This window comes from Mycobacterium arosiense ATCC BAA-1401 = DSM 45069, from assembly GCF_002086125.1.
Lineage (GTDB): Bacteria > Actinomycetota > Actinomycetes > Mycobacteriales > Mycobacteriaceae > Mycobacterium > Mycobacterium arosiense.
Map to the genome: position 1 here is coordinate 1 of NZ_MVHG01000067.1, position 22195 is coordinate 22195.

18 protein-coding genes and 3 pseudogenes are annotated in these 22195 nt (G+C 66.5%); 16 read left to right on the forward strand and 5 right to left on the reverse strand.

The window, feature by feature from the left end:
* Positions 1 to 129 precede the first annotated feature (129 nt).
* A pseudogene (locus tag BST14_RS20605) lies at positions 130 to 501 on the reverse strand (transposase); the annotation flags it as partial.
* A gap of 310 nt (positions 502 to 811) precedes the next feature.
* Here BST14_RS20605 and BST14_RS20610 point away from each other — a divergent pair.
* Positions 812 to 1282, forward strand: a complete 471-nt coding sequence (locus BST14_RS20610; RefSeq protein ID WP_083066235.1) for an SRPBCC family protein — start codon at positions 812 to 814, stop codon at positions 1280 to 1282.
* On the opposite strand, the gene BST14_RS20615 is transcribed toward BST14_RS20610, so the two are convergent.
* Positions 1283 to 1843, reverse strand: coding sequence for a pyridoxamine 5'-phosphate oxidase family protein (locus tag BST14_RS20615; RefSeq protein ID WP_083066236.1), 561 nt, complete (start codon positions 1841 to 1843; stop codon positions 1283 to 1285).
* A gap of 160 nt (positions 1844 to 2003) precedes the next feature.
* On the opposite strand from BST14_RS20615, the gene BST14_RS20620 reads away from it, so the two are divergent.
* The 13 genes and pseudogenes from BST14_RS20620 to BST14_RS20680 all read left to right on the forward strand — a co-directional run bounded on the left by BST14_RS20620 (position 2004) and on the right by BST14_RS20680 (position 17468).
* Positions 2004 to 2618 (forward strand): TetR/AcrR family transcriptional regulator, encoded by a 615-nt coding sequence (locus BST14_RS20620; protein WP_142279520.1) that lies wholly within the window; start codon positions 2004 to 2006, stop codon positions 2616 to 2618.
* A 69-nt stretch (positions 2619 to 2687) separates the two neighbouring features.
* Positions 2688 to 3182 carry a DUF417 family protein gene (locus tag BST14_RS20625; RefSeq protein WP_083066238.1) on the forward strand — a complete coding sequence of 165 codons (495 nt, stop codon included), beginning with the start codon at positions 2688 to 2690 and terminating at the stop codon, positions 3180 to 3182.
* A gap of 157 nt (positions 3183 to 3339) precedes the next feature.
* The gene (locus BST14_RS20630) at positions 3340 to 5139 is read left to right on the forward strand and encodes a flavin-containing monooxygenase (protein WP_083066239.1); all 1800 of its coding nucleotides are present in this window, start codon (positions 3340 to 3342) and stop codon (positions 5137 to 5139) included.
* Entirely contained in the window at positions 5136 to 6701 is a 1566-nt protein-coding gene (locus BST14_RS20635; RefSeq protein ID WP_083066240.1) for a flavin-containing monooxygenase, read from the forward strand. Before BST14_RS20630 ends, BST14_RS20635 begins: the two co-directional genes overlap by 4 nt.
* 140 nt (positions 6702 to 6841) lie before the next feature.
* Positions 6842 to 7942: a sulfate ABC transporter substrate-binding protein gene (locus BST14_RS20640; RefSeq protein WP_083066241.1), complete on the forward strand. Its 1101-nt coding sequence runs from the start codon at positions 6842 to 6844 to the stop codon at positions 7940 to 7942.
* Positions 7943 to 7960: 18 nt separating this feature from the next.
* A pseudogene (locus BST14_RS20645) lies at positions 7961 to 9476 on the forward strand (SulP family inorganic anion transporter); the annotation flags it as partial.
* Positions 9477 to 9573: 97 nt separating this feature from the next.
* Positions 9574 to 10314, forward strand: coding sequence for a TnsA-like heteromeric transposase endonuclease subunit (locus BST14_RS20650; protein ID WP_099459185.1), 741 nt, complete (start codon positions 9574 to 9576; stop codon positions 10312 to 10314).
* Positions 10315 to 10319: 5 nt separating this feature from the next.
* Entirely contained in the window at positions 10320 to 12395 is a 2076-nt protein-coding gene (locus BST14_RS20655; RefSeq protein WP_224111287.1) for a Mu transposase C-terminal domain-containing protein, read from the forward strand.
* The gene (locus tag BST14_RS20660) at positions 12383 to 13408 is read left to right on the forward strand and encodes a TniB family NTP-binding protein (RefSeq protein WP_007172501.1); all 1026 of its coding nucleotides are present in this window, start codon (positions 12383 to 12385) and stop codon (positions 13406 to 13408) included. The genes BST14_RS20655 and BST14_RS20660 overlap by 13 nt, the downstream gene beginning before the upstream one ends.
* 79 nt (positions 13409 to 13487) lie before the next feature.
* Positions 13488 to 14309, forward strand: a complete 822-nt coding sequence (locus tag BST14_RS20665) for a hypothetical protein (protein WP_065018912.1) — start codon at positions 13488 to 13490, stop codon at positions 14307 to 14309.
* 71 nt (positions 14310 to 14380) lie between these two features.
* Positions 14381 to 14737 carry a Cd(II)/Pb(II)-sensing metalloregulatory transcriptional regulator CmtR gene (cmtR, locus tag BST14_RS20670; protein WP_007170255.1) on the forward strand — a complete coding sequence of 119 codons (357 nt, stop codon included), beginning with the start codon at positions 14381 to 14383 and terminating at the stop codon, positions 14735 to 14737.
* An 81-nt stretch (positions 14738 to 14818) separates the two neighbouring features.
* Complete coding sequence (locus BST14_RS20675) at positions 14819 to 15115, forward strand: DUF1490 family protein (protein WP_033718759.1); 297 nt, start codon at positions 14819 to 14821, stop codon at positions 15113 to 15115.
* A 64-nt stretch (positions 15116 to 15179) separates the two neighbouring features.
* Positions 15180 to 17468 (forward strand): heavy metal translocating P-type ATPase, encoded by a 2289-nt coding sequence (locus tag BST14_RS20680; protein WP_033718775.1) that lies wholly within the window; start codon positions 15180 to 15182, stop codon positions 17466 to 17468.
* A 53-nt stretch (positions 17469 to 17521) separates the two neighbouring features.
* Here the strand turns inward: BST14_RS20680 and BST14_RS20685 are convergent, their stop codons facing one another.
* A complete protein-coding gene (locus BST14_RS20685) occupies positions 17522 to 17908 on the reverse strand; it encodes an ArsR/SmtB family transcription factor (protein ID WP_007170252.1) in 387 nt (128 codons plus the stop codon).
* Positions 17909 to 17996: 88 nt separating this feature from the next.
* On the opposite strand from BST14_RS20685, the gene arsM reads away from it, so the two are divergent.
* Both arsM and arsB read left to right on the forward strand, forming a co-directional pair.
* Positions 17997 to 18797 (forward strand): arsenite methyltransferase, encoded by an 801-nt coding sequence (gene arsM / locus BST14_RS20690; RefSeq protein ID WP_007170251.1) that lies wholly within the window; start codon positions 17997 to 17999, stop codon positions 18795 to 18797.
* Between the two features lie 101 nt (positions 18798 to 18898).
* Positions 18899 to 20406, forward strand: a pseudogene (gene arsB / locus BST14_RS20695) (ACR3 family arsenite efflux transporter).
* Positions 20407 to 20648: 242 nt separating this feature from the next.
* Here arsB and BST14_RS20710 read toward each other — a convergent pair.
* Together BST14_RS20710 and BST14_RS20715 are read right to left on the reverse strand one after the other, a co-directional pair.
* Complete coding sequence (locus BST14_RS20710) at positions 20649 to 20981, reverse strand: YnfA family protein (RefSeq protein WP_007170248.1); 333 nt, start codon at positions 20979 to 20981, stop codon at positions 20649 to 20651.
* A gap of 440 nt (positions 20982 to 21421) precedes the next feature.
* Positions 21422 to 22192: a DUF2182 domain-containing protein gene (locus tag BST14_RS20715; protein WP_007170247.1), complete on the reverse strand. Its 771-nt coding sequence runs from the start codon at positions 22190 to 22192 to the stop codon at positions 21422 to 21424.
* Between the last annotated feature and the right edge of the window lie 3 nt (positions 22193 to 22195).

Below are 22195 nucleotides of genomic sequence, written 5' to 3' on the forward strand. Positions count from 1 at the left end.
AGACAAGCCACACCCCACCCGGAGGTTCTCCTCACATCAAGCCAACACGCCTGCTACCAACGTCTGGTCCGAGTACACCTAGACGGGGTTAGGCTGCCGGGTAGCGGAAGGAGATTCTCAATGACGTTGTCAAGCCGCCGCTGTAGTGGTGGCGGGTTGGTAGGCGGCGTAGTCACGCAGCATGGCCCACAAGACGTTGAGACGCCGGCGGGCCAGGGCGAGGACGGCTTGGGTGTGGGTTTTGCCTTCGACTCGTTTGCGGTCGTAATAGACGCGGGAGGCCGGGTCGGTGCGGATGGCGATCTGGGCCGACAGGTAACAGGCGCGCAGCAGGCGTCGATCGTAGCGGCGGGGTCGTTTGAGGTTGCCGCTGATGCGGCCGGAATCACGGGGTACCGGTGCCAGTCCGCAGATGCCGGCGAGGCGATCAGCGGAGGCGAAGACGCTAATGTCGCCACCGGTGGCGGCGATGAATTCGGCGCCGAGGGTGACGCCGAAGCCGGTGTCGACGACCACGCAGTGGTGGTCGGACTTTCAGGCATCGACGCCGGCCCACAGTTGTTGCCCCACAACCACCTCCGTAATCGTTGTCATCCCTACCAGCCCAGCAGACGACCACGCCGACGTGTCCTTACACAGCGCTCCAATCGCATCTCTCAATTAGCGGTCGAGTCGTCGCGAGACGCCGGGCGGCCAATCTCCTTCGGCCATCAAACCCAGCAAAACCATGAAAGCCATACCCGGCGTCCCTGGGCGATTCGAAGCCTAAGGCCGACGACATCAATCACCCTGCAAGAAAGGTAAGGACATCATGACCGTCACTGTCGTCGACCGGGGGCCCCGCCAGGTGAGCCGCAGGGTCGACGTGGCCGCCCCGGCCGCGGAGCTGTATGCGTTGGTCGCCGATCCCCGCCGTCACCACGAACTGGACGGGTCGGGCACGGTACACGAGAACATCACCGTGCCACCGCAACTCGTTGCGGGCTCGAAGTTTTCGACGCACATGAAGATGTTCGGCATTCCCTACCGCATCACCAGCACGATCACCGCGTTGATGCCGAACGAACTGGTCGAATGGCGCCACCCGTTGGGTCACCGCTGGCGGTGGGAGTTCGAGGCAGTGTCGCCGACCCAAACCACGGTCACCGAGACCTTCGACTACCGCGACGCTGGAGCGCTGAAGAACAAGCTGAAGTACTACGAGCGAATGGGTTTCGCAAAGGCGAACGCCTCGGGCATCGAAGCCACGCTGAGCAAACTGCGCGACCGCTACGCCGGCTGATCAACCGGCCGCCGGATCGGCTGCGTCCCAGGGCATCACGCCGGATACCCAGTGGCTGAGTTCCTTCACCTGATCGTTGCGGTGCAGATGGCGCGGCGGGGTGGCAAAGGTGGAGTAGGGCCGGCAGCGAATGACCACGCGATTCTCGCGTTCACACATTTCCCGGATGTGCGGCCGGGCCTCGTCGCCCAGCGGTTGGCCGGACATCCGGCCGCCGACCGCCATCATCACGTCGATCGCCAGATCCCGGTCCTGGTCGAGCGTCGCGTCGGCATAGACCTGCAGATAGGCGAAGGGCCACCGCTCGTCGAGTACGCACAGGCTGACCTTGCCGTCGCGTTCGACGACACGAGCCTTGCCGCGACCCGCCATGGTGGAGACGAGCAACTCGTCGGTATCGGTGGGAATGTAGTACACGATCGACATGCCCGGCCCGTCGCTGCGCCGACGGTAGCCGAAGACACAGGTGCGATGCGTGCGCACGAATTCGCGTCGCTCGGAGGGCAGCATGTCGCGGTCGGTGGGAACGGTGAAGGGCTCTGCCGCCAGGGAGAGGAGCATCGCGAATCTTCCTTGCTGTCAGGGCGCTTGAAGCATTGCGGTAATAATGGCTACAGTGTCTCCATAATGTGTCGGGCTGTCAAGCGGCAGGAGGACCACCTTGCGTGATGCGGACGGCGCCGATCGGCCCCGCCGTTCTCGCGGGCGCCCCGCAATACCGGTGGACCGGATCCTGGGTGCGGCCGTCGAGCTCGTCGACGAGCACGGGCCCGAGGCGTTGTCGATGCGGTCGCTGTCGCAGCGCCTCGAATCGGGCACCGCCACCCTGTACCGCCACTTCTCCAACCGGTCGGAATTGGTCTCGCTGGTGATCGACCAGATTCTCGGCGAGATCGACCTCGACGCGGAGGAGCTCGCCGCAATGCCATGGCAGCAGGCCTGTATCTCGTTCGCGCAGCACATGTTTGATGCGCTGAGCCGGCACGGCAATGTCGCGGCGCTGTTGGTGGAGTACACGCCGATGGGGCCGAACGCGTTGACGAATCGCGAGCTCTGCCTGGCCGTTCTTCTCAAGAGCGGCTTTTCGCCGGCGGTCGCCGCCCACGCGTACGCGACCCTGGCGCGCTATGTCCTGGGGTTCGCGATCCAAGTGGCGGGCGCGGCGGCCGACGGCGGGCAGCGGGACGCGGAACTCTCGGCGGCGTTTCACCGGCTCGATCCGTCCCGCTTTCCCGCGACGGTCACCGTCGCCGACGACCTGCCCGTTTCCTTGGCGGACGAGTTCGCATTCGGATTGCGGCTCATCGTCGCCGGGCTCGAGCGGTTGCCGAAGTGAACGCGATCGTGCTCTGAACCGTGGGTTGGGTGGACGCCCCTCGCATTGAGCCGAAAGGACTTCGTCCGGATGATCGACCAAACCCTCGCGCCCGCCGCGGCGCCGGCGCTGACCCGGTGGGGACAACTGGTCAGCCGTTACGGCCTGGTGCTGGTTCTGGCGTGGATCGGATTCGGCAAGTACGTGAAAATGGAGGCCCGGGTGCTGATTCAGCACAGCCCGCTGATGAGCTGGGTCTATGACGTATTCAGCGTCACCTTCGTCGCGTATGCACTCGGAACGATGGAAATTGTTGCCGCCCTGCTGATTGCGGTGCGCCCGCTTTGGCCGCGAGCCTCGGCGGCCGGCAGCGCCCTGGCGGTGGTGCTGTTTCTGGGCACGTTGAGCTTTCTGTTCACCACCCCGGGCGTGGTCATGACCTACGCCCACGGCGTTCCGGTGCTTTCGGCGCTGCCCGGCCAGTTTCTGATCAAGGATCTGGTCTTGATCGGGGTGGCGTTGTGGACGTTGGGCGACTCGCTGGCGGCCGGATTCGCCGCGGGCAAAGAGCGTGCGCCGCAGTAGCCCTTGCCGCCCTGTGCGTCGGCATCTCGGGGGGCCTCAGTCATGGTGTCGCGCAACGCCTTCAGGCCGGGACGGGTCAGCCGGATCCCGCGGCACGCCCTTGATATGGTCAAGCGATTGATTATAGGGTCGAGGCCACCGAGAGGAACCCCAGGCCGTGACCGAGACAGTTGGCCAGTCGCTTGACGTCGACGCGCTGCGACGCAAGTATGCCGAAGAGCGCGCGCGCCGGTTACGCGCGGATGGCATCGGGCAGTACGTCGAGATGACCGGCGCATTCGCCCGATTTGCCGAAGACCCGTGGGGCAACGACGACTTTGTCCGCGAACCGCTCACCGACGAGGTGGACGTCGCCATCGTCGGCGCCGGTTTCGGCGGGCTGTTGACCGGGGTCCGGCTCCGCCAGCTCGGCGTGCGCAGCGTGCGGCTGATCGACAGGGCGGCCGACGTGGGCGGCACCTGGTACTGGAACCGCTATCCCGGAATCGCCTGCGATGTCGAGTCCTACGTGTACATGCCGCTGCTCGAAGAGCTCGGCTACACGCCGACCGAAAAATACGCCAAGGGTTCCGAGATCTTCGCCCACTGTCGGCGCATCGCCGAACACTACGACCTCTACCGCGACGCCTGCCTGCGGACCGACGTGCGGGAAATCCGCTGGGACGCGTCGCGATCGCGCTGGATCATCCGCACCGACCGCGGCGACGAGATGCGGGCGAGATTCGTCTCCATGGCCAACGGGTATCAGGCCAAGCCCAAGCTGCCGGGCATCGACGGACTCGGCGCCTTCCGCGGTCATGCGTTCCACACCAGCCGCTGGGACTATGCATACACCGGGGACGCGCTGCAGCATCTGGCCGACAAGCGGGTCGGCATCATCGGGACCGGCGCGACCGCGATCCAGTGCGTACCGCACCTCGGCACGGCCGCCGGCCGGCTCTATGTCTTTCAGCGCACCCCGTCCTCGGTGGACGTCCGCGCCAATCGCGCCACCGATCCGCAGTGGGCCAACGCATTACGGCCCGGCTGGCAGCGCGAGAGGATACAGAACTTTCAAATCCTCACCGCCGGAGGGCAAGCCGACCACGACCTTGTCGCCGATGCCTGGACGAGCATCACCCGCAAGCTCCCCGTCATGCGCCATGACGGGGACGGCCTCGCCGATCCCGAACAACGCGGCCGCGACATCGAGCTGGCCGACTTCGCCAAGATGGACGAGATCCGTGCGCGCGTCGATGCGATCGTCGCCGATCCCGAGACCGCCGAAGCGCTCAAACCGTGGTACGGCTACTTCTGCAAAAGGCCCTGCTTCCACGACGAGTATCTGCAGACGTTCAACCGGGATAACGTCACCCTGGTCGACACCCGGGGCCGCGGGGTGGAGCGCATCACCGAAGCCGGTGTCGTCGTCGACGGCGTGGTCTACGAACTCGACTGTCTCATCTTCGCAACGGGTTTCGAGGTCGGAACCGACTATTGCCGCCGCACGGGGTTCGAGCTGATCGGCCGTGACGGCGTGACCCTGACCGAACACTGGGACGACGGCGTGCGCACCTTCCAGGGCCTGTGTACCACCGGATTCCCAAACTGCTTCATCGAAAGCATCGCCCAGGCCGGTCTGACGGTGAACTTCCCCTACCTGCTGGATGTGCAGGCGGTGCACGTCGCCTGGATCATAGCCACCGCGCTCGCCGAGGGCATCACCGAAATCGAGGCCACGCCCGCCGCAGAAGCCGCCTGGGTCGACACAGTGGTTTCCCGCTCGGTCGCCAGTGCCGAGCGGGCCAAGGTGTGCACGCCCGGCTACTACAACCGGGAGGGAAAGGCCGACGTCAAGACGCGGCAGGGCAGCTTCTTCTTCGGCGGCCCCACCGAGTACGCCGACATCCTGCAGCGGTGGCGCACCGGCGGAGACCTCAACGGCATGCTGGTCCGCCGCCCGGGAGACGCGCCATGACGTGTCGAAAAGCCCAGTGGCTCTACGCCATTGGGCGGCTGCGAGCGGCGACGCGGCGTCGCCGCGGACCGAAGGTGGCGATCATCGGTGCGGGCTTCGGTGGCCTGGGCGCGGCCGTCGCGCTGCGCCGCGCGGGCATCGACGACCTGGTGATCATCGAGGCGGCCGACGGCGTAGGGGGCACCTGGCGACGCAACACCTATCCCGGGGCCGCCTGCGACATCCAGAGCCACCTCTACTCGTTCTCCTTCGCCCCCAACACTTCCTGGAGCCGCACCTACGCGCGCCAGCCCGAGATACTGGCCTACCTCGAATCGGTGGCCGACGATTTCGACCTGCGCCGCCATCTCATGCTCGACACGACGGTGCGCTCGCTGCGCCGGGACCCGCACACCGGCGCGTGGGATTGCCGGCTGGAGCGCGACGGGCATCCGACCACGCTGACCGCCGACGTCGTCGTATGCGCGATCGGGTTGTTCGGTGCCGCCAAGCGCCCCGACATCGACGGCCTGAGCGACTTCGCCGGCCCCGTGCTGCACACCGCGCACTGGGATCACGACGTCGAACTGGCCGGCCGCCACGTCGCGGTGATCGGCACCGGCGCCAGCGGGGTACAGGTCGTCCCCGAACTGGCCAAGACCGCCGGGCGCGTCACGGTCTTCCAGCGCACCCCACCCTGGATGGTGCCCAAGGACGATCGGGCCTACACCGCAACGGAATTGGCGCGCTTCCGGCGTAGCCCCCTGGCGCTGCGCCGCACCCGCTGGCAGATCTGGAAGTTCCAGCACGACAACACCGCGACCTTCGCCGACGACCCGGTGGTGACCGCGCGCACGCAGATCGCGACGTCGTTTCTCGAGCGCACCGTCGATGACGAATCGCTGCGCCGGGCGCTGACGCCGGACTATCCGTTTCGCTGCAAACGGGTGTTGTTGGGCGACGACTACTACCGGGCGCTGCAGCGTGACAACGTCGAGCTGGTCACCGATCCCATTGCCCGCGTCGGCCCGGCTTCGGTGACCACCATGGCGGGTGCGGAAGTGGGCATCGACGTCGTCGTCCTGGCGACCGGCTTCGAGACGTCCCGCTACCTCTCCGGCATCGACGTCGTCGGTACCGGCGGCCGCCGGCTGCACGAACACTGGGGCGACGACCCTTGCGCCTATTTGGGGGTGGCGGTCAGCGGATTCCCGAACTTCTTCATGCTCTATGGCCCCAACACCAACCAGGGCGGCAACTCCATCGTCTTCATCCTCGAGGCCGGGGCGCGACTGGTCGCCAGCGCGGTGAGCCGCCTGGCGCGACACGGCGGATATCTCGACGTGCGTGCAGAGGCCGAAAAGCGCTATAACGACGCACTTTCCGCGGATCTGGAGCGCACCATCTGGACACAGTGCTACAGCTACTTTCGCTCTCCGACCGGTCGCATCGTCACCCAATGGCCGTACACCGAACTGGACTATGCCCGCCGGACCTGGCGGCTGCGGCCACGCGACTGGACCCATGGCCGGGTGCGCGACGATGGCGGTTTGTGCAGGGTCGCGGCCCGCGCCGAGGAATAGCCGAGGGTGTGACGCCGCATAACCATTCGAACCCGGTGGGCGGAGTTATCTTCAGGCTGATTCTCAAGGCTGCCGCCGAGTGACCCGATCGTTAACATTCTTGAGTTCGGTGCTGCCACGGGGCTGTTTGGCACATCATCATGCTCGGTGGTGGGAGGTGTGGTCGCGTGGTGAAACTGCTGCCACCCGATACGGCCCGCCGGCCGCAGCGCCTGCCCTGGCTGAGTCTCTTCGGCGTTCTAGCCATCGTCGTCGCCACGACCGCGATCGCGCTGAAGAATCTCCCTGCGGGCGGTTCCAACGAGATCCTCAACGTGTCCTACGACCCGACGCGCGAGTTGTACGCGGCGCTGGATCAGCGATTCGTCGCGGATTACCATGCGCACACCGGAACGACGTTGAGCATCAAAGAGTCTCACGGCGGCTCGGGGCGTCAGCTCCGCAGCGTGCTCGATGGCAGTCAAAAAGCCAGCGTGGTGTCTTTGGCGTTGATCAGCGACATCGACACGCTCAGCAAGCGGGGCCTGATCGCCGGCGACTGGCAACGGCGGTTACCGAATGCCTCGGTGCCGTACACGTCGACCATCGTCTTCGTCGTCCGCAAGGGCAATCCCAAGGGAATTCACGACTGGCCCGACCTGATCAATCCCGACGTGGCCGTGGTGTCGCCCAACCCGCGGACGTCCGGCAACGGTCAGCTGAGCGTGTTGGCGGCCTGGGGCGCGATCACCACCCGCGGTGGCAGCACGGCGCAGGCGACCGCATATGTCAAGGCGCTACTGCAACACGTCGCGGTTTCCGACGCCGGTGCCCGCGGCGCCGCAGATAGCTTCGCCCTGGCCAAGATCGGCGATGTCCAGCTGACGTGGGAGAACGAGGCGCTGCGCGAGGTCGCCGCCAACAAGGACGAGCTGGACCTCGTCTACCCGCCGGTCAGCATCCTCGCCCAGCCCGCGGTGGCCTGGGTCGACGCGAACGTGACCGATCCCGCAACGGCGGCCCACGCGAAGGCCTACCTCGACTACCTGTTCACCGACGCCGCCCAGGAGTTGGTGGCGCAATACGGGTATCGGCCCTTCAAGCCGGCGATACTGGCCAGGCACGCCGACCGGCTGCGCCCGCTCACCTTGTTCCCCATCACCGCCATCGCCAAGGACTGGAGCGACGCCCGGGAACAGTTCTTCGGCACCAACGGAATCCTGGACACGATCTCGGCGCCCGCCGCGGCGTCGGGTGCCTAGCGGAAAGACGTCGACCTCATGGGTGTGCGTGTGAATTACGGGCTGGTGAAGGGCCGGCACGATGTGATCGCCGGGCTGACCGTCGCCGCCATATCGTTTCCCCAGGCGATGGCCTATGCCCTGATCGCCGGGGTGGACCCGAGATTCGGCGTGTACTCAGCGATCGTCGTGACCATCGTCGCCTCGATCTTCGGGTCGTCCTCTCATCTGATCAACGGGCCGACGAGCGCCATCTCGCTGCTGGTGTTCACCGCGTTGGCCTTCATCGACTCGGAAAACTCCAAGGAGCTGTTCGAGGCGCTGTTCCTGCTGGCCGTGTTAGTGGGCGCGTTCCAGATCGTGATCAGCCTGTTCAAGCTCGGCAACCTCACCCGCTACATCTCCGAGTCGGTCATCATCGGCTTCATGGCGGCCGCGGCGTTTCTGCTCGCCGTCGGACAGCTGGGCAACGCGCTGGGCGTGCGTGACAAGGGCAACGGCCACATGCAGGTGTTGCGCCGCGTCTGGCTCACTCTCACCCACGGCGATCACATCAATTACCGCGCACTGACATTGAGCGCGGCGGCGGTGGTCCTGGCCATCGTCCTGCGCAAGCTGGTGCAACGTTACGGCTGGCCACAGGTCGACATGCTCGCGGTGCTCGTCATCACCGCACTCATCGCCTACGTCGCCGGGTGGTCGACCCCGGGCGCGGGCGGCCACACCGCGGTGTCGGTGGCCGCCAAGATCCCGCGCAGCCTGCCCGGCCCGCACGTCCCGGAGGTCCACACCGAGTGGCTGCCTGAGCTGTCGACGGGTGCGCTGGCCATCGCCTTCGTCGGCATCATCGAGGCGCTGTCGATCGCCAAAGCTGTTGCCTACCAGACGCAACAGAAGATCGACTACAATCGCCAGATCATGGCCGAAGGCCTGGCCAACCTGACCGGCGGCTTCTTCCAGAGCCTGCCCGGCTCGGGCTCACTGTCCAGGTCGGCGATCAATTTCCAGTCCGGAGCCGCGACGCGCTTCTCCGGAATCGTCTCTGCGGCAACGGTTGCCGCGGCGCTGCTGCTGTTCGCCCCGTTGCTGCGATTCGTTCCGCAGCCGGCGCTGGCCGGGCTGCTGCTCGTCACGGCCGCCCGCCTGGTCGATTTCAAGCGCCTGATCTATACGCTCAAGGCGTCCCGCTATGACGCGGGGTTGGTGATCGTCACCGCTTTCACCGGCATCGCCGTCGACCTGGACAAGTCGGTGCTGCTCGGGGATCCTGTCGATCCTGCTGTTCGTACCGCGGGCGGCTAAACTGAAGTCCAAGGAGCTCGTCGTCACGCCCGAACGCGTTGTCCGCGAGCGCATCCCGGGCGACTCCCCGGATCCCTCGATCGTCATCTATGACCTCGAAGGTGAGCTGTTCTACGGGGCCGCACCCGAACTCGACCGATACCTGTCGGCGATCAACCGGCGAATCACCGACGGTGGCATCGCGTTCGTGGTGTTGCGGCTCAAGCGGGTGCGCCACCCGGACGTGGTCTGCATCGAGCGCATCGAGCACTTCTGTCCGTTGACATCCGATGTGATGTATTGCCACCGTATCTGCGGTATCGGCGTGTCTTTGCCAATCTATCCGAGGTACCGCCGGTAGCGTTGTTTAGGTGAGTGTGGCGCCGGCGGCGCTATGGCCGCAGGTCAACGGTGGCGTTGAGGTGGAATTCAACTCCTCCGGGGGTTCTTCGCGCTTGCCGCTGGCGGAGTGTGCCGCAGTGGCCTTTGAGTTGGACTGCTCACCCGTGCGTGGTTTCCCAGCGTTTCGCGGGCAGGGCAATTATCCAGGCCTGTGGTGGTTTTCGACGACTCGTGAGCACGTTGGGTACGAGTCGTGGTCGGAGCGTGACCATTTGATCGCGCTGGACGCCGATCCCGCGGTGGTTGGTGTTGCGTCGCAGCCGTTCCGGCTCCATTGGGGTGACGGCAGGCACCACGTGCCTGATTACTTCGTGCGGTTGTCCGACGGAACGGCGACGGTTCTTGACGTGCGGGCCGATGACCGAATATCGGATGCTGATGCTGAGTTGTTCGACCGGTCCGAGCAGGCGTGCCGTTCCCTGGGATGGGCCTATCGGCGAGCGGGCGTTGCGGATCCGGTCGTGACGGCGAATTTGCGCTGGTTGTCTGGGTATCGGCATCCACGGGTGTACCGCCCGGCGGTCGCCGCAGCGTTGGAGGCGGTGTTCGACTCGGCGCGGCCGCTGATGACCGGGGTGAGACCGGTCGGTGAAGCGATCATGGTGTTGCCGGTGCTGTTTCACCTGTTGTGGCACCGGCGACTGGGCGTGGATCTTTCCGCGGCTGTCTTGACCGAGGAGTCGATCGTCGGGCCCGCGTTGTCACGATGACGGGTATGCGGTCGGGTGTCATCCGCGAGGGCGATGAAATCCGGTTATCCGACGGCGTATTCACGGTTGTCACACTTTCGGGCAGTTCAGCCAGGCTGACCGATGCGGTCGGCGGGCAGTCGGTGGTACCGCTGTCTCGGCTGCTGGGCGACCCGGCGTTGGAGTTGGTGTCAGGATCGCGACCGGCTTTGTGTTCCGAAGAAGCGTTGGCCGGGGTGCCCGAGGCTGCCGCCGAGCGGGCCCGCTGGTGGGAACGGCACTTGATCGAGGTGTTGACGGGTCGACGGGTTGATTCCGAGGCGGGTAGCCGGCCGCGGCCGGAGTTCGATCCGGCGTCGCGTTCGTTGCGGCAGCGCGAATTGGCCAAGCTCGCCGAGCTGCGCTCGGCTGGCCACGAGATCAGCTTGTACACGTTGCAGCGGCAACGCTATGCCTACGAACGAGACGGCCTGCTGGGGGTTGTGGATCGCCGGCACATTCCCCGGCGGGCGATGTTCGGCCGCGTCGACGAGCGGCTGGTGGCCGCAGTGCGGCAGGCCATCGATGACGAGACCGACGTGTCGACCGGGACGGTGAGCCGCCTGCAGCGACGGGTGACCAAATCGCTGGTGGCTCAATACGGTGCCCAGGACGCACCGGCGATGCCGTCTCAGCGGACGTTCTATCGTCTGGTGAAGAGGCTGTCGGAGGGCCGGCACACGTTCGGGTCCGCGCGCACCCGGCGTTCGTTGTCCAAACAGCCCGACGGCCCGTTCGGTGCGCTGACGGTGGCGCGCCCCGGCGAGGTGGTCGAGATCGATTCGACCCCCCTGGATGTGCGGGTGGTCCTCGATGACGGCACGGTGGACCGGGTCGAGCTGACCGGCATGGTTGACGACGCGACCTGCTCGATTCCGGCCGCGGTGTTGCGGCCCACGACCAAAGCGGTCGACGCGGCGCTGCTGCTGGCCCGAGCGTTGACGCCAGAACCGATGCGGCCGGAGTGGTCCGATGCGCTGCGGATGTCGCGGTCGGTGCTGCCGTATCGCTGTTTGACCGGCGTGGATCAACGGTTGGCCGATGCGGCCGCCCGGCCGGTGATCGCCCCGGAGACCGTAGTGTGCGACCACGGGAAGGCGTATCTGTCGCAAACCTTCCGGCAGGCGTGTTGCACGTTGGGGATCAATCTGCAGCCCGCCCACCCGGATACGCCGACCGACAAACCCAAGATCGAGCGGACCCTGCAGTCGGTGGCCACCTTGTTCGCCCAGCATGTCGCCGGGTATGTCGGCTCCAGCGTCGAGCGGCGCGGCAAGAACGCCGAACAGGACGCAGTGTGGTCGATCGTGGAGCTGCAAGCCCTGCTGGATGAGTGGATCGTCGCGGTATGGCAAAACCGGCCCCACGACGGCCTGCGTGACCCCGTCACCCCGGGCAAGGCGTTGACGCCCAACGAAAAGTACGCCGCCTTGGTCGAGGTCGCCGGGTATGTTCCGGTGCCGCTGTCGGCCGAGGACTACATCGAGTTACTGCCGTCGTGCTGGCGGCGCATCAATGCCTACGGGATCCGGGTCAACAACCGCAGCTACGACGCTAAGGCACTCAACCCCTACCGCCGCCAGCACTCGGGGGTGGAATCCAAGAAGGGCCAGTGGGAGGTGCACTACGACCCCTACGACGTGTCGCGGATCTGGGTGCGCAACCATCACGACGAGGGCTGGCTGGCCGCGACCTGGACGCATTTGCGCAGCCACCCGGTACCGTTCGGCGAATTGGTATGGCAGCATGCGCGGTCCGTGCTGGCCCAGCGCGGATGCGATCAGGCCACCGAAGCCGAGATCGCCCGCGCGGCCGATGACCTGCTCGACCGGGCCGCGCAAGGCCCCGCCCCCACCCGACAGGAATCCAAGGATCGCAGGGTGGCGGGTCGAACGCGAGCCACCGCGACACCGGCCTGGCCCCGCCCGCCGGATACCGCAGAACCCTGCGATGAGGAGCCGCCGCCAGGCGGTGACGAGGACGCCGACGACATCGAGATCGCCCAAGTCATTCCACTACCGGTGTTCGATGCACGCAAGGAGGCTGAATCGTGGCGGCTGTGAACACTTTTGCCCCGGTGAGCCAACTCGAGGACCGGCGCCAACCCACCACCACGCTCGAGGGTTGGCGCCGTTTCGTCGATGCCGATCCACCCGAGTTCACCCTGTTACCCGATGAGCAGTGGAGCACCCTGTCGGAGACCGAACGGACCAACTACAACGAAGCCCGGGTAGCGCATCACAGTGAACTGGTCGTGGTCACCACGTCGGCGATCCAGCGCATCACCAACGAAGGCCGGCTGCTGACCCTGCTCAACCAACGCGAGATCGGCGCCCGGCGCGGGCTGATCATTTCCGGGGCGGCCGCGACCGGCAAGACCACCGCGGTCAAACAACTCGGCCGATTCCACGAACTGCGTATCAGGACACGATTCGCCGACAAGTCCCGGATCCCGATCGTATACGTGACCGCGCCCCCGAAAGGCTCGGCGCGCAAACTCGCGATGGAGTTCGCGCGATTCCTGGGCCTTCCGCCGATGCAACCGCGGATGAATGTCACCGATATCGCCGACGCTGTCTGCCAGGTCCTCATCGACGCCCGAACCGACATCGTGATCGTCGACGAGATCCACAACCTCAACCTCGATACCCGGGCCGGCGAGGAACTGTCCGATCACCTGAAGTACTTCACCGAACACCTGCCCGCCACGTTCGTCTACGCCGGCATCGACGTCGAGCGCTCCGGTGTGTTCACCGGCACCCGCGGACGCCAGCTCGCCGGGCGCTGCGGTGTGATCAACACCAGCCCGTTCCCGTACGCCGGGGAATGGAAGTCGCTGGTGGCCGCGATGGAAGGCACCCTGCGGTTGCACCATCACACCGCGGGAACGCTGGTCGCCGAAGCCAAATACCTGCATCGACGCACCGGCGGAATGATCGGCAGCCTGGCGCACCTGATCCGCTCGGCTGCGATCCGCAGCATGCTCGACGAAACCGAGAACCTCACCAGGGATCTGATGGACACGGTGCTCATCGACTACGCAGCCCAAACATCGGCGCAACGCCATGCCAGCTGACGTATCAACCCCACCGGCGTGGCCGCAGGGGCCTGCCGCGCCACTACCGCGCACCGTCACACCGTTTCGTGGCGAAACGGTGCAGTCCTATCTTGATCGGCTCGCGCACGCCAACCACCTAGAACCCCGAGGTCTGCGGCGCTACCTGGCCGACGGTCCAGCGATCTGCCGTCCCCGGCCGGACTGGTTGGCAACCGCCAGCGGCCAGCCCGTGGGCATCCTTCACGCCCGGCTCATCGGGCTGGCCGCCCCCGACCGCGACACCACCCGCCAACGCCGCCACGCCCGGCCCGCATGCCGCCTGTGCATGGCACGCCGCGGTGTCTATGAGCCGGTCTACTGCTGGTTGCCCGACTACGCGACCGTCTGCTGCCGCCACCGCCGATGGATCGGTGCAGGCACCTCCACCCTCGACGATCAACGCGATCTGCGCTGCGCCCCCGCGGTGATCGCCGCAGCGCAGCGCCATGCCCGACTGGATCGGTGTCACGGCGACGCTGCGCGCTTCGCGGTCAGGGATGCCGCGCGGATTCACCGCTGCTGGGCACGCAGCACCAGCCCGTTTACGCTGCCGCCTGCCCGCGCCGACGCCGACACGCACATCGGCGCCTACCCGGACCTGATCGCCTTGGCCGCCATCCTGGCCGGCGCTCATCGCCGGATCTGGGGCACCGCGCCAGCCACACCCGCCCGTGCCCGCGCCGTCGATGCGGTCTACGTCAACGTCAGCGCCCGGTTTCCCCAGCACCGCGACCAAACCCGCCCCATCGAACAGTGGATCCACGATCAACAACTCAGCGCCACCCGCCGCGCACACCACTTCGACGCGTGGAAACCACGACCAGGTCAATCCCCGCGATCACCGTGCCCGGCTGGGCCAGCTGGGCGGCGTCAGGGCTGACGGCGGCGTGTGGAGCCATGGCACAATTCAGCCCTTGCTGACATATCAGTATCGGCTGTACTGTTTGGTGCATGCTGACGTGTGAGACGCGGGAATCGGCGCTGGCTCGGCTGGGCCGAGCGCTGGCGGATCCGACGCGGTGTCGGATTCTGGTGGCACTGCTCGATGGGGTGTGCTACCCGGGCCAGTTGGCTGCGCAGCTGGGGTTGACACGGTCGAATGTGTCCAATCATTTGTCGTGTTTGCGGGGCTGCGGGCTGGTCATCGCGACCTATGAGGGCCGGCAGGTTCGCTACGCGCTGGCCGACCCTCACCTCGCCCGTGCTCTGGGCGAGCTGGTCCAGGTTGTTTTGGCGGTGGATACCGACCAGCCCTGTGTCGGCGAGGACGCCGCATCGGGCGCAGCCGAGGCCACCGTTGGTCGATGACCATCAGTGGCAGCGATCCGGTGACCTTGAAGATCGCGGTCGCTCAATCGTAGTGAGTTGGCAGAACAGAAGGGATAAGCAGTGGCTATACATGGGTTCGTGGCCAAAGCAGCCGGGACAGTGTTCACCGGGCTGGTCGGGGTGAGCGCCTACGAGGTGCTGCGCAAGGCGGTGGGCACGGCGCCGGTTCACCGGGCAGCGGTGACCGTGACGGAGTGGGGACTGCGCGGAACTCGGAGCGCAGAGGTAGCAGCGGAGTCGGCCCGGCTGAAAGTCGCCGACGTGGTCGCCGAAGCCCGCGGACGCATCGGCGACGATGCCCCTCGGCCGCCCGCCGCCAAGGCTGACGATGACGACTGCTGCCAAGTGATGGGTTAGCCGTTTTCACGGGGAAAGGTCGATTGTGCCTACTGCTGAGGTTTCCTCCGATCACGGGGCCGCGCTGGTTGTCGTGTCTGCGGGTGCGCGACGAATACGGGTGCGTGCTAACTGGTTTCGGTTCGACGCGGTGCGGGCTGTCGCGATCGAGGACTCGGTCGCCACGGTGGCTGGTGTGGATGCGGTCCGCGCGTATCCGCGCACGGCTTCCGTGGTGGTCTGGTATTCACCCGAGCGCTGCGACACCGCTGCCATTTTGTCGGCGATCGCCGCCGCCGAGCACATCCCTGCCGAGTCGGTGCCCGCCCGGGCGCCGCACTCGGTCGAGGGAGGCAACCCCGGTGTGGTGCAGAGAATCCTCGACTGGAGCGAGCGGACGCTATCCGGCGAGCAAGCTGACAGGGTTTCACAACGACCAGTGCAACGAAGCGATGGCTGCTGCGACCACGACGACAGCCACCCTGAGTCGGAGCGGCTGTGGGGCGTTGTCAAGCTGCGGCGGGCCGCGTTCTCCGGGGTGGTGCTGACAGCCTCACTGGTGACGGCGTGGCTGACTCCATTCGGGCCGGTGGCGTTGGGATTGAAAGTCGTGGCGCTCGCGGTGGGCGCTTCGACGTTCGTGCCCTCAACCGTTAGGCGACTGACCGAGGGCCGTGTCGGTGTCGGCACGTTGATGACGATCGCCGCGCTCGGCGCTGTTGGACTCGGTCAGGTCGGCGAGGCCGCGATGCTGGCGTTTTTGTTCTCCATCAGCGAGGGTTTGGAGGAATACGCGGTGGCCCGTACCCGCCGCGGCCTGCGTGCTCTGCTGGCGCTGGTGCCGGATCAGGCCACGGTCTTGCGCGCAGGTGTCGAAACCGTGGTGGCCGCAGCCGAACTGCGCGTCGGTGATCAGATGATTGTCAAACCCGGGGAACGCCTGGCCACCGACGGCATCATTGTTGCCGGGCGCACCGCCCTGGACGTCTCGGCGATTACCGGCGAATCGGTGCCGGTAGAGGCCGGACCCGGTGATGAGGTGTTCGCCGGGTCGATCAACGGGTCCGGAGTGCTGCAGGTGGAGGTCACCGCGACCGTTGAGGACAACTCGTTGGCGCGAATCGTGCAGATCGTGGAAGCCGAACAGGCCCGCAAGGGCGCCAGCCAGCGCCTGGCCGATCGGATCGCGCAGCCGTTGGTGCCGGGCATCATGATCGCCGGGGCGCTGATCGCCGGGACGGGCAGCATCTTCGGTAACCCGCTGGTGTGGATCGAACGCGCTCTGGTGGTGCTCGTCGCCGCGTCCCCGTGCGCGCTCGCCATCGCCGTGCCGGTGACCGTCGTGGCGGCAGTCGGTGCCGCCTCGAAGATCGGGGTACTGATCAAGGGCGGTGCCGCGCTGGAAGCCCTGGGCACCATCAGTGGGATCGCGCTGGACAAAACCGGAACTTTGACCGCCAACCGGCCCACCGTCATCGACATCGCCACCACCAACGACGCCACCCGCGAAGAGGTGCTGGCGGTCGCGGCCGCGCTGGAAACCCGCAGTGAACACCCGCTGGCCGCGGCCGTCCTGGCCGCTACCCAAGCGCCGGTGGCCGCCGCGAGTGACGTGCACGCCGTTGCCGGAGCTGGGCTGACCGGCCACCTCGACGGGCAAGCCATCCGGCTGGGCCGGCCCGGCTGGATCGACCCCGCCGACCTCGCCGATCACGTAGCGCACATGCAACAAGCCGGGGCCACAGCGGTGCTCGTAGAACGCGATGACCGGCTGCTCGGTGCCATCGCCGTGCGCGACGAACTACGCCCAGAAGCTCCCGAGGTCATCACCGCGCTACGTGCCGGCGGCTACCAGGTGACGATGCTCACCGGCGACAATCACGCCACCGCGGCGGCGCTCGCCGCCCAAGCCGGCATCGAGCACGTCTATGCCGAACTGCGCCCCGAGGACAAGGCTCACCTGATCGCAGAACTGGGCGCTCACCGGCCCACCGCGATGGTCGGCGACGGCGTCAACGATGCTCCGGCCCTGGCCGCCGCCGACCTGGGAATCGCGATGGGCGCCATGGGAACCGATGTCGCGATCGAAACCGCCGACGTCGCCCTGATGGGCCAAGACCTGCGGCACCTGCCCCACGCACTAGCACATGCTCGACGCTCCCGGCAGATCATGGTGCAAAACGTCGGACTCTCCCTGGGCATCATCACCGTGCTCATGCCGCTGGCGATGTTCGGAACCCTCGGCCTGGCCACGGTCGTACTGGTGCACGAGCTTGCCGAAGTCGTCGTCATCGCCAACGGCGTACGCGCCGGACGCATAACGCCTCTTGCGGGGCCAGCACGAGACACCCGGCGGCAGGACAACTCAAGGTAGCGGCGGCCGTCACTGAATCCGAGGCATCGCAGGTCAGGCCCTCAAGCGCTGCCTCAGCCACAACGACAACGGACAACAAACACCCCGCCGAGCGCATCCAGGGCCGCGGGCACCAGCCGGTAGTACGCCCACTTGCCGCGCTGGGTTCGGTCGAGCAGGCCGGCCTCGACCAGGATCTTGAGGTGATGCGACACCGTCGGCTGGGATAGCCCCACAGTAGCGGTCAGGTCGCATACACACGCCTCGGCGCCCTCATGGCCCGCGATCATTGACACAAGCCGTAGCCGGGTCGGTTCGGCCAGCGCCTTGAGCACGCCGGCCAGCCGCTCGGCGGCGGCCGCGTCGAGTACGCCGTCGGTGATCGGGCTGCAGCACGCCGCAACGTCAGCGACCAGCAACGAGTCATCGCGTTCGGTCGGGGAGGCGATCGCGGCGGGCATGGCCCCAGTATGACACACGCATTGACAGTCATCGATGTTTCCCGCACACTGCTCACATAGATGTCTGTCGATGGAAAGAGTAGGTGCGATGACCGCCGAACACAATGAGCTGCGTGATCAGGTCCGGGCCAGCTACGGCGCCGCCGCCACCGCGATCAGCGGGGGCGCTACCAACAGCGATGTGCTGACCGCCGCGAGCTGCTGCGGGTCCAGCGACTCAGCCGATATCGGGACCATCTTCGGCGCCGGTCTCTACGGCGACGACGAGCACTCCGAGATTCCCGCTGAAGCGGTTGCGGCCAGCCTGGGTTGCGGTAACCCGACCGCGGTCGCTGACTTGCACCCCGGAGAGCGGGTGCTTGACCTGGGTTCTGGCGGCGGGATCGACGTTTTGTTGTCGGCGCGCCGGGTCGGCCCGGACGGGTTTGCTTACGGCGTCGACATGACCGACGAGATGCTGGCCTTGGCGAGGCGGAACGCCGAAGAATTCCGAGCCAAGGCCGGTGTCACCAACGTCGAGTTCCGCAAGGGCACCATCGAAGACATCCCGCTGCCCGATGCCGCCGTCGATGTGGTGATCTCCAACTGCGTGATCAACCTGTCCGCCGACAAACCGGCCGTGATCGCCGAGATGTTCCGGGTGCTGGTCCCCGGCGGGCGGATCGGGATCTCCGACGTCGTCGCCGAAGACCACCTCAGTTCGGCCGAGCGCGCCGAACGCGGCTCCTACGTCGGCTGCATCGCCGGAGCGCTGTCCCGCCAGGAGTACCTCGACGGACTGGCCGCGGCCGGGTTCACCGATGCCACGGTCACGTTCACCCACCAGGTGGCCGAAGGGATGCACGGCGCGATCATCCACGCCACCAAACCCGCCGCATCGTCTGATTGAGACAGCCGCAGCGAACGACCGCGCCACCGCGCCCCGACCCACCTCACGTTGACAGCTGCCAGTGAAGCGGTACGCCGCTCGCGCCACGGGAGAGAAACCTCATGAGTGACACCGCCATATCGACTGCTGCACCCGCAGTGGCCGCCAAGCTGTCCACCCTGGACCGGCTCTTGCCGGTATGGATCGGGGTAGCGATGGCCGCCGGCCTGCTGCTGGGGCGGCTGGTGCCCGGCCTGGGCGCGGGCCTAAGTGCCATTGAGGTCGACGGAGTCTCGCTGCCCATCGCCCTTGGGCTGTTGGTGATGATGTATCCGGTGCTGGCCAAAGTCCGCTACGACCAGCTCGGCGAGGTCACCGCCGACCGCAAACTGCTGGCGTCCTCGCTGGTGTTGAACTGGCTGATCGGGCCGGCGGTGATGTTTGCCCTGGCGTGGCTGCTACTTCCCGATCTGCCCGAATACCGCACCGGGTTGATCATCGTCGGGCTGGCCCGCTGCATCGCCATGGTCATCATCTGGAACGACCTGGCCTGCGGGGACCGCGAGGCCGCCGCAGTGCTGGTCGCGTTGAACTCGATCTTTCAGGTTCTCATGTTCGCCGCGCTGGGCTGGTTTTACCTGTCGGTGCTGCCGGGCTGGCTGGGCCTGTCCCAGACCGGGATCGAGGTCTCCCCGTGGCAGATCGCCAAATCGGTGTTGATCTTCCTCGGCGTCCCACTGTTGGCCGGGTACCTGTCCCGCCGCCTAGGCGAACGCGCCAAAGGCCGCACCTGGTACGAGTCGCAATTCCTGCCCCGCATCGGCCCCTGGGCACTCTATGGACTGCTGTTCACCATCGTCATCCTGTTTGCCCTTCAAGGTGATCAGATCACCTCCCGGCCTTTCGATGTCGCCCGCATCGCGGTGCCGCTGCTGGCCTACTTCGCGATCATGTGGGCCGGCGGCTACCTGCTCGGCGCCCTCCTCAACGTCGGGTACGAGCGCACCACCACGTTGGCGTTCACCGCTGCCGGCAATAACTTCGAACTCGCGATTGCCGTCGCGATCGCCACCTACGGCGCCACCTCCGGGCAGGCCCTGGCCGGGGTCGTGGGCCCGCTCATCGAAGTACCGGTGCTGGTCGGACTCGTCTACGTGTCCCTGGCGCTGCGTACCCGCCTCTTCGGACCCGAGTCCCAATCACGCAGTGCCCGCTGATGGCCGACAAACCCAGCGTCCTGTTCGTCTGCGTGCACAACGCCGGTCGCTCCCAGATGGCGGCCGCACTGCTGATCCACCAGTCCGGTGGCCGCATCGAGGTCCGTTCCGCGGGCACCGAACCCGCCGACCAAGTCAACCCGGCGGCCGTTGCCGCGATGGCCGAACTGGGCATCGACATCACAGCCAACAGCCCCGCGGTGCTCACCGCCGACACGGTGCAAGCCAGCGACGTCGTGATCACCATGGGCTGCGGAGACACCTGCCCATACTTCCCGGGAGTCACCTACCGGGACTGGAAACTGCCCGACCCCGCCGGCCAAGCCCTTGAGGTCGTCCGCTCCATCCGCGACGACATCGCCAACCGCGTCCAGACCCTGATCGCCGAACTGCTACCTGGCACCACTACATAACCCAAACCCACAGTCACCGAAACCTGTTGCGCCACTGAGATCCCCCCGGGTTATCCAACGCGGCAACGGCCCATGAAATGCTGGTCGACTGTCTGGCCGTACCCGGGATCGATACGGCGATCGCTGAGCGTGCCGGCCCGTCTCCGTCACCGTCGATACTGATCGGCGGGGCCGAGGTGATGCGTCCCGATCCGCCCCCGATGGGTCGGTTTGGGCCTGCCCGGCCGCCACGTGATGCTGAGCTAGTGGCCGCGAGGGGCGTACATGATCACGGCAACGCCTACCAGGCAGGCCAGGGCGCCGATCACATCCCAACGGTCGGGTCGGAACCCGTCGAGGGCCATGCCCCACGCCAGCGAGCCGGCGACGAATACGCCGCCGTAGGCGGCCAAGATCCGGCCGAAATGGGCATCGGGCTGCAGGGTGGCGACGAACCCGTACATTCCTAGCGCGATGACGCCGAGTCCCGCCCAGAGCCAACCACGTTGCTCGCGGACGCCTTGCCAGACAAGCCAGGCACCGCCGATTTCGGCGACCGCAGCCAGGACGAATAACAGGATTGAACGCGCCACCATGATTGCTGATCTTAGGAGACCGTGCCGGGGCATCGGGGCGTCCCCGGCTTCCGGACGCGGCAGCCCCACAACCCGATCGTCGACCCGTGCGCGTACCCGTGACAGACACCTGCCCCGCACACCATACTCAGAGAGCCAACCCACGGGAACCGACGTGAACACGGCAATGCGTTGGCGTTCAAATCGAATGCCGCACTGCCGGTTCAGTCAGTTCTTCGAGAACTGGGCACTCGGCACTGGACCCGCTCACGCAGGCAGCACCGGCATCCTCGATCAACCCCGCAATACTGTGCTCAAGCGCACGGATCTGAGGCGCCGCAGGTCAAACGGCCAGCAGCGCCTCAGATCAAACGACAGCGGACAGCCAGATCAAAATGTCGCCGCTAAAGCGCAGGGGCGGGTGCGTGGTTGTGTCGTCGTCGTCATGACTTAACTCCTCGCTAGACAAGGTTGATGACCAACGCGGGGTGCACCAGCAGCACAACGCCAAGGATTACGAGCACCGCCCCCGTGACGCGCGTGAGCCAATCGCCGAAGGAGGCGACTCGCTCCAGCCAGATCACCACCGAGAGCGCCAGCATCCACGCCAATTGCATGGTGCCGAAGGCGATCATGACTACGAACAGCATCCAGCAGCTGCCCAGACAAAAGACGCCGTAGCGCCCACCGGCACGAAGCGCCCGGGCCGGGCTGTCGTGGTACTTGCCGCACGGCGGGGAAACCGACAATGGCCAGTAGCAGTGCCGCAGGCACGCTGCTTTCAGCGGCGTGAGCTGATAGATCCCGGCGGCCAGCGCTATGGCGCCGGCCAGGCGGCCGACCCACGGTGATCCGTGTGCCAGTGGCCCGTTGAGGTGGCTCCACGCCCAGAAGGCGGGGATCCCGGTGGCGCTCCACAGGGCCAGGTATCCGGCGACGAAGACGATCGCTGGAGCGGCGCTGCCGGTGGCGGCGCGGGCGTAGGCGCGAACGACGGGCAGGACCGCAGGAAGCATCATCGCGGCCATCATGGCCACCCACGCGATGAGGAAACCGGCGAACGACATCATTGGCGCGGTCTCCATGGGCATTCCTGGCTCGGTGTCCATAGACATGGCGTCGCCGGTCATGCTGACCACTGACCACCACCAGCCCACCCCCGCCACACCCAGCAGGGCGGCCGGCAACCACGCATCAGTCCATGACCACTCACGCATTTCGGTGCTGTTCATGGT